The 9,768-nt window shown below is 70.1% G+C and carries 6 protein-coding genes; 1 reads left to right on the top strand and 5 read right to left on the bottom strand.

Annotation, left to right across the window (positions count from 1 at the left end; translation table 11 throughout):
* Positions 1–254: 254 nt before the first annotated feature.
* Positions 255–1,565 (bottom strand): citrate synthase, encoded by a 1,311-nt coding sequence (locus JAO81_RS19375; protein WP_199549132.1) that lies wholly within the window; start codon positions 1,563–1,565, stop codon positions 255–257.
* 206 nt (positions 1,566–1,771) lie between these two features.
* Positions 1,772–4,015 (bottom strand): ATP-dependent RecD-like DNA helicase, encoded by a 2,244-nt coding sequence (locus JAO81_RS19380; protein ID WP_199549133.1) that lies wholly within the window; start codon positions 4,013–4,015, stop codon positions 1,772–1,774.
* 365 nt (positions 4,016–4,380) lie between these two features.
* Here JAO81_RS19380 and JAO81_RS19385 point away from each other — a divergent pair, with 365 nt between their 5' ends.
* Positions 4,381–4,989 (top strand): DUF937 domain-containing protein, encoded by a 609-nt coding sequence (locus tag JAO81_RS19385; RefSeq protein ID WP_199549134.1) that lies wholly within the window; start codon positions 4,381–4,383, stop codon positions 4,987–4,989.
* Between the two features lie 144 nt (positions 4,990–5,133).
* Here the strand turns inward: JAO81_RS19385 and JAO81_RS19390 are convergent, their stop codons facing one another.
* The 3 genes from JAO81_RS19390 to JAO81_RS19400 form a co-directional block, all read right to left on the bottom strand.
* Entirely contained in the window at positions 5,134–5,946 is an 813-nt protein-coding gene (locus tag JAO81_RS19390; protein ID WP_199549135.1) for a sugar phosphate isomerase/epimerase, read from the bottom strand.
* A gap of 89 nt (positions 5,947–6,035) precedes the next feature.
* Complete coding sequence (locus tag JAO81_RS19395; protein ID WP_199549136.1) at positions 6,036–7,211, bottom strand: dihydrodipicolinate synthase family protein; 1,176 nt, start codon at positions 7,209–7,211, stop codon at positions 6,036–6,038.
* A gap of 28 nt (positions 7,212–7,239) precedes the next feature.
* The gene (locus JAO81_RS19400) at positions 7,240–8,406 is read right to left on the bottom strand and encodes a Gfo/Idh/MocA family protein (protein WP_199549137.1); all 1,167 of its coding nucleotides are present in this window, start codon (positions 8,404–8,406) and stop codon (positions 7,240–7,242) included.
* Between the last annotated feature and the right edge of the window lie 1,362 nt (positions 8,407–9,768).

Here is a 9,768-nt window from a genome sequence, read left to right on the forward strand (position 1 = left end):
CCGGCGGGGCCCGGGCGGACGCCGGGCGGGACCCGGGGGGGGGAACCCGCACGGGGGCAGGGAAGGGGCCCCGCCGGCCGGCCGGGGGGGGGCCGGGGGGGCGGGGCGCTTTTCCCTTGTTGCGCTCTCCCTCGTTGCGCTCTCCCTTGTCGCGCTTGTCCCTTGTCGCACCGCACCAACGACTGAGCCGCACGGCCCCCGTACAGAACGGGTGCGGTGCGGCTCGGTCGACGTTCAGATGCGTGCCGGAGGAATCAACGGGCCTCGACCGGCACGAAGTCGCGCTCGACCACGCCGGTGTAGATCTGGCGCGGGCGGCCGATACGGGATCCCGGCTCCTTGATCATCTCGTGCCACTGGGCGATCCAGCCCGGAAGGCGGCCGAGCGCGAAGAGCACGGTGAACATCTCGGTCGGGAAGCCCATCGCGCGGTAGATGAGACCCGTGTAGAAGTCCACGTTCGGGTAGAGCTTGCGCTCGACGAAGTAGTCGTCGGACAGCGCGTGCTCCTCCAGCTTGAGCGCGATGTCGAGCAGCTCGTCGGACTTGCCGAGCGCGGAGAGCACATCGTGCGCGGCGGCCTTGATGATCTTCGCGCGCGGGTCGAAGTTCTTGTACACCCGGTGGCCGAAGCCCATCAGGCGGACGCCGTCCTCCTTGTCCTTCACCTTGCGGATGAAGGTGTCGACGTCGTTGCCCGAGTCGCGGATGCCCTCGAGCATCTCCAGGACGGACTGGTTGGCGCCGCCGTGCAGCGGGCCCCACAGGGCGTTGATGCCGGCGGAGATCGACGCGAACATGTTCGCCTGCGACGAGCCGACCAGACGGACCGTGGACGTCGAACAGTTCTGCTCGTGGTCCGCGTGCAGGATCAGCAGCTTGTCGAGCGCGGCGACGACGACCGGGTCCAGGTCGTACTCGGCGGCCGGCACCGAGAAGGTCATGCGCAGGAAGTTCTCGACGTAACCGAGGTCGTTGCGCGGGTAGACCACCGGGTGGCCGACCGACTTCTTGTACGCGTACGCGGCGATCGTCGGAAGCTTCGCGAGAAGACGGATCGTCGAGAGGTGACGCTGCTTCTCGTCGTGCGGGTTGTGGCTGTCCTGGTAGAAGGTCGACAGCGCGGAGACCACCGAGGACAGCATCGCCATCGGGTGGGCGTCACGCGGGAAGCCGTCGTAGAACCGCTTGACGTCCTCGTGCAGGAGGGTGTGCCGGGTGATCTCGTCGCGGAACGTCGCGAGCTCGTCCACGGTCGGCAGTTCGCCGTTGATCAGCAGGTACGCGACCTCGATGAAGGTGGAGCGCTCGGCGAGCTGCTCGATCGGGTAGCCCCGGTAGCGCAGGATCCCGTTCTCACCGTCGAGGTACGTGACCGCCGATTTATACGCGGCAGTGTTTCCGTAACCGCTGTCCAGGGTCACCAGACCGGTCTGGGCGCGCAGCTTCCCGATATCGAAGCCCTTGTCACCGACGGTGCTGTCGATCACCGGGTAGGTGTACTCGCCATCGCCGTACTGAACTACTACAGCGTTGTTCGCGTTGTCGCTCACGTCATCCCTCACCGACGTAGTGCCTCTTCTTCGAGGTGCCCTGACTGCTGTCCACCATCCCCCATTTGGCCCTGGGCAGTGCACTCGGGGTCGACCATTAGGTCTATTGACGGCACTCAGTGCCGTCAGCCTGCTCATCCTGCCCCTTTGACCCTGGTTCCGGAACCCCTCCGTGATGTTTGCCACCGGGATGATCGATCAACGATCACCGTTGTGGTTCATCCGATCCCACCGAGCCGGTGACTCAGGGCCGTGCACCTCCTGCCCGCGGAAACCGTGCGTACCGCCTGGCCAAGCGCTTTGCGTGACCCGACGAGCACCACCAGCCTCTTCGCCCGCGTGACGGCGGTGTAGAGCAAATTGCGTTGGAGCATCATCCAGGCACCGGTGGTGATCGGGATCACCACAGCGGGGTACTCACTGCCCTGCGACCGGTGGATGGTCATCGCGTAGGCATGGGCCAGCTCGTCGAGTTCGTCGAAGTCGTAATCGACCTCTTCGTCCTCATCGGTCAGCACCTTCAGCTTCTGGTCGACGAGGTCGAGCGCGGTGACCACCCCGACGGTCCCGTTGAACACCCCGTTGGCGCCCTTCTCGTAATTGTTGCGAATCTGGGTGACCTTGTCGCCGACTCGGAACGTACGGCCGCCGAACCTTTTCTCCGCGAGCTCGGGACGGGCGGGCGTGATGGCCTGCTGCAGCAGCCCGTTGAGCGTGCCCGCGCCGGCCGGGCCGCGGTGCATAGGCGCGAGAACCTGCACGTCACGGCGCGGATCGAGCCCGAACTTCGCGGGGATCCGCCGGGCCGCCACATCCACGGTGACCCGTCCCGCGTCCTCGGTCTCCTCCTCGACGAAGAGAAAGAAGTCGCTGAGCCCCTGGGTGAGGGGCGGGATGCCTGAGTTGATCCGGTGGGCGTTGGTGACGACACCGGACTGCTGTGCCTGCCGGAAGATCCTCGTGAGCCGTACGGCCGGCACCGGGGACCGCTCGGCGAGCAGATCCCTGAGCACCTCGCCCGCGCCGACGCTGGGCAGCTGGTCGACATCGCCGACGAACAGCAGATGGGCGCCCTGCGGCACGGCCTTGACCAGCTTGTTGGCCAGGAGCAGGTCGAGCATCGAGGCCTCGTCCACCACGACCAGATCGGCGTCGAGCGGCCGGTCCTGGTCGTAGGCCGCGTCGCCGCCGGGCTTGAGCTCCAGGAGGCGGTGCACCGTCGAGGCCTCGGCCCCGGTGAGCTCGGCGAGGCGCTTGGCGGCACGTCCGGTCGGGGCCGCGAGCACCACCTTGGCCTTCTTGGCCCGGGCGAGCTCCACGATCGACCGTACGGTGAAGGACTTGCCGCAGCCGGGCCCGCCCGTGAGCACCGCGACCTTACGGGTGAGGGCGAGCCACACGGCCTCTTCCTGTTCGGGTGCGAGCGAGGCCCCGGTCCTTGTCCTGAGCCAGCCGAGCGCCTTGTCCCAGTCGACGTCCTGGAACCCGGGCAGCCGGTCGTCACCGGTGCTCAGCAGCCGTTTGAGCCGGCTCGCGAGGGAGAGCTCGGCCCGGTGGAAGGGCACGAGGAAAACCCCGGTGACCGGCTCGCCGTCCGGCCCGGGCACCCGCTCCCGTACGACACCCTCCGGATCCTCGGCGAGCTCGCCGAGGCACTCGATCACCAGGCCGGTGTCGACCTGGAGCAGCTTCACCGCGTCGGCGATCAGCAGGTCCTCGGGCAGGAAGCAGTGCCCTTGGTCCGTCGACTGCGACAGGGCGTACTGCAGTCCGGACTTGACCCGCTCGGGGCTGTCGTGCGGAATCCCGACGGACTGGGCGATGCGGTCCGCCGTGAGGAAGCCGATGCCCCAGACGTCCGAGGCGAGGCGGTACGGCTCGTTCTTCACCACCGAGATCGAGGCATCCGCGTACTTCTTGTAGATCCGCACCGCGATCGACGTCGAGACGCCGACACCCTGCAGGAAGACCATGACCTCCTTGATGGCCTTCTGCTCCTCCCAGGCGTCCGCGATCTTCTTGGTCCGCTTGGGGCCCAGCCCCGGGACCTCGATGAGCCGCTTGGGCTCCTCCTCGATGACCCTGAGCGTGTCCAGGCCGAAGTGCTCCGTGATGCGGTCCGCGAACACCGGGCCGATGCCCTTGACCAGGCCTGATCCCAGATAGCGCCGGATGCCCTGGATCGTGGCGGGCAGCAGCGTCGTGTAGTTCTCCACCGTGAACTGCTTGCCGTACTGCGCATGCGAGCCCCACCGGCCCTCCATCCGCAGCGACTCCCCCACCTGGGCGCCGAGCAGCGAGCCGACGACGGTGAGCAGATCTCCGCCGCCGCGTCCGGTGTCGACGCGGGCGACCGTGTATCCGTTCTCCTCATTGGCATACGTGATCCGCTCGAGGACTCCTTCGAGCACCGCGAGCCGGGGCTGGGGCAGCCCTGTGCTGTTGCCGGTCCGGCTGGTCATGAGGCGACGTTAGCGGGCGGCACCGACAGCGCGGGAAGCCCTGTGGAAAACTCCGCTCGGGCCCGGCCCCGCACATGTTTGAGGGGGCCCGGCCCCCCAGCCGAACCCCCTCGGATCCCCCTCCAACAGGTCTCCCTCAATCCCCCCGGATCCCCTCCGGAAGCCCTGATGCCTAGTACGACCCGCGTCACCGAGAAAGGGTTGTACGGCTGCGGGCAGTAATTTTCATGAAAGTCTCCGCCTCCGCTTCGGGGGTGGTTCGGGGGTGGTTCGGAGCCGCTCCGGCCTGCTTCGGGTCTGTTTCCGGCCTGCTTCCGGCCTGCTTCCGGGTGCCGACAAACCGGGGCGGTCGTAGCGTTTCAGGCATGAGTGAAGATGCGAATGTGCCGCTCGAGAAGGCTGTGATCGACGAGCTCGGCGACGACAAGCTGCACGAGATCGCCGGTCTGCTCGGCACCGACCAGGCCGGCGCGCAGAACCTGATCACCGAGACGGTCTCCACACTCTCCGGCGGGCTGCAGGAGAAGGCCGCCCACGGCGCCCCCGAGGAGGTCGACGAGGTACGTCAGGCCTTCGCCGAGGTGGGCGACGCCGCCGGCGCCGCACCGCTGCAGGGTGTCTCCACGCTGGGCGGCGGGCTCGGCGGGCTCCTCAGCGGCGGGATGATGGCCGGCGTGATCGGCAAGATGAGCAAGCCGGTCGCCCAGGCGGTCTCCAAGAAGACGGGTATCCCGGCGCCGACGGTTTCGCGCGCCATCGAGATGCTCATCCCGGTCCTGCTCGCCGTACTGACGAAGCGGGCCGCGTCGTCGAAGGCGGGGACGTCCGGCGGTTCGGCCCAGGCTTCCGGCCCGATCCCCACCCCCGGCCCGGTCCCGGGCGCGGCACCGGGTGCCACGCCGACGGCCCAGCAGGGCGGCGGCCTGGACCTCGGCGACATCCTGGGCAACATCCTGGGCGGCGGCAAGAAGTAACCCGCACCGCCCGAACTGCGCACCGCCCGAACTGCGCGCCGCCCGTACTGCGCGCCGCCCGTACTGCGCGTCGAGAAGGGGACCATGTGTCCAGCACAGGTCCGGGTTGTCCCGGTTCCCGCTGAACGAATGGTCCCCTTCTCGCTAGCCGAGGACCTCGGACGCCACCGATGAGAAGCGGGTCGCCGTCTCGTGGAGGACTGCCGCGCCGTCCTCTCGCGCCCACAGCTCCGCGTTGAAGAGCTCGACCTCCACGGGGCCCGTGTAGCCCGCCGCGTCGACCAGGCGCCACCAGTGCGCGAGGTCGATCGAGCCGTCGCCGAGCTGGCCGCGGCCGGTGAGGACACCCTCGGGCAACGGGGTGGTCCAGTCGGCCAGTTGGAAGGCGTGCAGCCGGCCGCCGGCCGCTGCCCGGACGATCTGCGCGGGCGCGAGGTCGTCCCACCAGATGTGATACGTGTCCACGCAGACCCCGACCTGATCGGCGGGGAAGCGTTCGGCGAGGTCCAGGGCCTGGCCCAGGGTGGAGACCACGCAGCGGTCGGCCGCGTACATGGGGTGCAGCGGTTCGATCGCGAGGCGTACGCCGTGCGCGGCCGCGTAGGGGCCGAGTTCGGCGAGGGCGTCCGCGATGCGTTCACGGGCGCCGGCCAAGTCCTTGTCCCCCGCGGGCAGTCCGCCCGAGACGAGGACGAGGGTGTCGGTGCCGAGGGTCGCGGCCTCGTCGATCGCGGCGCGGTTGTCGTCGAGGGCGCGGCGGCGTTCGGCGGGGTCGATCGCGGTGAAGAAGCCGCCGCGGCACAGCGTCGTGACGGTCAGGCCCGCTTCTTCGACCAGCTTCGCGGCCGCTTCGACGCCGTACTCCTGAACGGGTTCGCGCCAGAGCCCGACGCCGGGAACTCCCGAATGCCCACAAGCGTTGGCAAGTTCGGGCAGTGAGAGCTGCTTGACCGTCATCTGATTGATGCTGAAGCGCGAGAGGCCGGGCAGGGGGCCGGAAAGGGGGGTGCCGGGCGCGGGGTCCGCAGTGTGCTGCGCGGGGCTGGTCACTGGGCGACTCCGTGCACGTCGAGCAGGGATGTCATACGGGATGCGGCGAGCGCCGGGTCCGGGAACAGGCCGAGCCGGTCGGCCAGTTGGTAGGCGCGCGCCAGGTGCGGGAGCGAGCGTGCCGACTGCAGTCCGCCCACCATCGAGAAGTGGGACTGGTGGCCGGCGAGCCAGGCGAGGAAGACGACTCCGGTTTTGTAGAAGCGGGTGGGTGTCTGGAACAAGTGCCTCGACAACTCAACAGTGGGATCCAGGAGTTCGCGGAAGCCCTTGGTGTCACCCGTGTCCAGGACGCGGACCGCCTCGGCCGCGAGCGGGCCGAGCGGGTCGAAGATGCCGAGCAGGGCGTGGCTGAAGCCGTGGTCGTCGCCGGCGATGAGTTCGGGGTAGTTGAAGTCGTCGCCGGTGTAGCAGCGCACGACGCCTCCGGCAATACGCGACAGCCGTCGGCGCAGGGCGACCTCGCGGTCCGCGTCGAGCAGCGAGACCTTGATGCCGTCCACCTTGTCCGCGTGGGCGGCGATCACCTCGAGGAAGGTCTCGGTGGCGGCGTCGAGGTCGCTCGAACCCCAGTAACCCTCCAGAGCCGGGTCGAACATCGGACCCAGCCAGTGCAGGATCACGGGCTCGGAGGCCTGGCGGAGCAGGCTGCCGTAGACGGTGAGGTAGTCCTCGGGGCCGCGGGCGACGGCCGCGAGGGCGCGGGACGCCATGAGGATCGCCTGCGCGCCCGTCCCCTCCACGAGCGCGAGTTGTTCCTCGTACGCGGCCGTCACCTCGGCGAGCGTCGGCGGTCCGGCGGACCCGGTGAGCTGGTCGGTGCCGACGCCGCACGCGATCCGCCCGCCCACCGCCCTGGCCTCGGCGGCGGAGCGGCGGATCAGTTCGGCGGCGCCTGCCCAGTCCAGGCCCATGCCGCGCTGCGCGGTGTCCATGGCCTCGGCGACTCCAAGGCCGTGCGACCAGAGGTGGCGGCGGAAGGCGAGGGTCGCGTCCCAGTCGACGGCGGCCGGTCCGTCCGGCGACACATCGGCGTACGGGTCGGCGACCACATGGGCGGCGGAGAACACCGTGCGCGAGACCAGCGGCGCCGTGCCGGAGACGGTGAGCGGTTCGGTGCGGGGCGTGTAGGCGAAGGTGCCGCCGCCGGCGCGGGGCAGATGGATCGTCATGGTGCGGGCTCCGTCGGATCGCGGCGGGTCACAGGTTCAGCTCGGGCACGTCGTAACGGCGGCCCTCCGAGGAGGACTTGAGGCCGAGCTCGGCGAGCTGGACGCCGCGGGCGCCGGCGAGCAGGTCCCAGTGGTAGGGCTCGTCCAGGACCACGTGGCGCAGGAAGAGCTCCCACTGGACCTTGAACCCGTTGTCGAAGTCGCCGTTGTCCGGCACTTCCTGCCACTGGTCGCGGAAGGACTCCGTGACCGGGATGTCGGGGTTCCAGACGGGCTTGGGGGTGGCCGAGCGGTGCTGGGCGCGGCAGTTGCGCAGCCCGGCCACGGCCGAGCCCTCGGTGCCGTCGACCTGGAACTCGACGAGCTCGTCGCGGTTGACGCGTACCGCCCAGGAGGAGTTGATCTGGGCGACGATCGAGCCTTGCGGGCTCTCGAGCTCGAAGATGCCGTACGCGGCGTCGTCGGCGGTGGCGTCGTAGGGCTTGGACTGCTCGTCCCAGCGCTGCGGGATGTGCGTCGAGGCCAGCGCGGTCACGGACTTCACGCGGCCGAACAGCTCGTGCAGGACGTACTCCCAGTGCGGGAACATGTCGACGACGATGCCGCCGCCGTCCTCGGCGCGGTAGTTCCAGCTGGGGCGCTGGGCCTCCTGCCAGTCGCCCTCGAACACCCAGTAGCCGAACTCGCCGCGTACGGACAGGATCCGGCCGAAGAAGCCGCCGTCGATGAGGCGCTTCAGCTTGAGCAGACCCGGCAGGAAGATCTTGTCCTGGACGACGCCGTGCTTGACGCCGGCGCTGTTGGCGAGGCGGGCCAGTTCGAGGGCGCCCTCCACAGAGGTGGCGCTGGGCTTCTCGGTGTAGATGTGCTTGCCGGCGGCGATGGCCTTCTTGAGGATGCCCTCGCGGGTGGAGGTCATCGCGGCGTCGAAGAAGATGTCGATGCTGTCGTCGGCGAGGACGGCGTCCACGTCGGTGGAGACGTCGGCCTGGTCCAGACCGTGCTTCTCCGCGAGCGCCCGCAGCGCGTGCTCGCGGCGGCCGACGAGGACGGGCTCCGGCCACAGGACCGTGCCGTCGCCGAGGTCCAGGCCGCCCTGCTCGCGCAGCGCGAGGATCGAGCGGACCAGGTGCTGGCGGTAACCCATGCGCCCCGTCACGCCGTTCATGGCGATACGCACCGTTTTGCGTGTCACTGATGTCCCTCCGTATGGCAGGCGCGCGCCGGTCGGCTTCGACGCCGGGTCAGTTGATGGTCCGTACGTTGCGGTCGGCGCCCCTGGGCAGACATGGAGCGGCATCCGCCGCCTGCCGCACCCTTGATAGCAAGCGCTTTCTATCTACGTATGCGGGAAAGTTAGCCTGCGGGATGAGGCCCGGACAAGGGGGCGGCTGAAATCCCTGCCGAGGCTTGGGCGTTCGTTTGCGATTCGGGGGTGGGGCGGTGTGGGGCGGGGGTGCGGTTGAGGGGTGGAGGCGGAGGGTGGCGGGTCGGGGCCAGGTGACGGGGCGGAGGCCGGGTCCATGCGGGCCCGGTGTGGGGGCGGGGGTGCGGTTGAAGGGCCGAGGCTGGGCCCAGGCGGAAGGTGGGCGAGCCGGGGTGGCACGCCGGAAGGTGGGCGGGCCCAGCTCAAGGCGCCCGGCCACGTGGGGCGGGCGGGGTGGCAGGCCGGGCGGGCTGACAAGGCCGGGGCGAGAGGCGGCGGGCCGCAAGGCGAGTGGAGCCACGCGAGGACGGGCGAGCCGGAGCGAGAAGGACAGCCCACGAGACGAGTTGAGCCAGGCGAGAATGGCGGGCCGGGATGGCACGCCGGAAGGTGGCGGGCCCAACTGAAGGCGCCCGGCCACGTGGAGCGGGCGGGGTGGCAGGCCGGGACGAGAGGCGGCGGGCCACGAGGCGAGTTGAGCCACGCGAGGACGGGCGAGCCGAAGCGAGAGGGACAGCCCGCGAGACGAGTTGAGCCACGCGAGGATGGCGGGCCGGGGTGGCACGCCGGAAGGTGGCGGACCCAGCTCAAGGCGCCGCCCAGCCACGTGAGGCAGGCGGGCTGACAGGCCGGGGCGAGAGGCGGCGGGCCACGAGGCGAGTTGAGCCACGCGAGGACAGGCGAGCCGAAGCGAAAGGGCGGCCCGCGAGACGCGTTGAGCCACGCGAGGGTGAGCGAGCCGGGGCGAGACGAGTGGCCCGTCCCGCAGGTCTCCGCCCACCGCCAGCAGCCCGTCGCGCAGCCCCCCGACCACCACCAACAGCCCGCCACACCGCCCCCCGACCACCACGAGCGACCGAGACCTTGGCCGCGGGGCCGGCACTCGCGCCCCTGCCAACGCGCACCCTCGCGTCTTCCGCCGCCCCGAACAGCCAGCCGAACCGCACGCCCCCGCACCGGCCGCACAGCCACAAGCCCAAACCCCCCGCAGCTACAGCCGCAGCCCGACCGGCTCACACTCGTGCCCCCGCCACCGCGCGGAACCACCCCCGGCCAGCCGCGCACTCTGGGCGCCCGCACCCCAGCCACCCGACATAGCCCGCACCCCCAGCTACCCCGCCTCCAGACCCA

It is taken from the genome of Streptomyces sp. N35, from assembly GCF_016464295.1.
Taxonomy (GTDB): Bacteria; Actinomycetota; Actinomycetes; order Streptomycetales; family Streptomycetaceae; genus Streptomyces.

Excerpts from the sequence above, each read along its gene's own strand:
- JAO81_RS19380 (WP_199549133.1), bottom strand. The coding sequence starts at position 4,015 with ATGACCAGCCGGACCGGCAACAGCACAGGGCTGCCCCAGCCCCGGCTC.
- JAO81_RS19385 (WP_199549134.1), top strand. The coding sequence starts at position 4,381 with ATGAGTGAAGATGCGAATGTGCCGCTCGAGAAGGCTGTGATCGACGAG.
- JAO81_RS19390 (WP_199549135.1), bottom strand. The coding sequence starts at position 5,946 with ATGACGGTCAAGCAGCTCTCACTGCCCGAACTTGCCAACGCTTGTGGG.
- JAO81_RS19395 (WP_199549136.1), bottom strand. The coding sequence starts at position 7,211 with ATGACGATCCATCTGCCCCGCGCCGGCGGCGGCACCTTCGCCTACACG.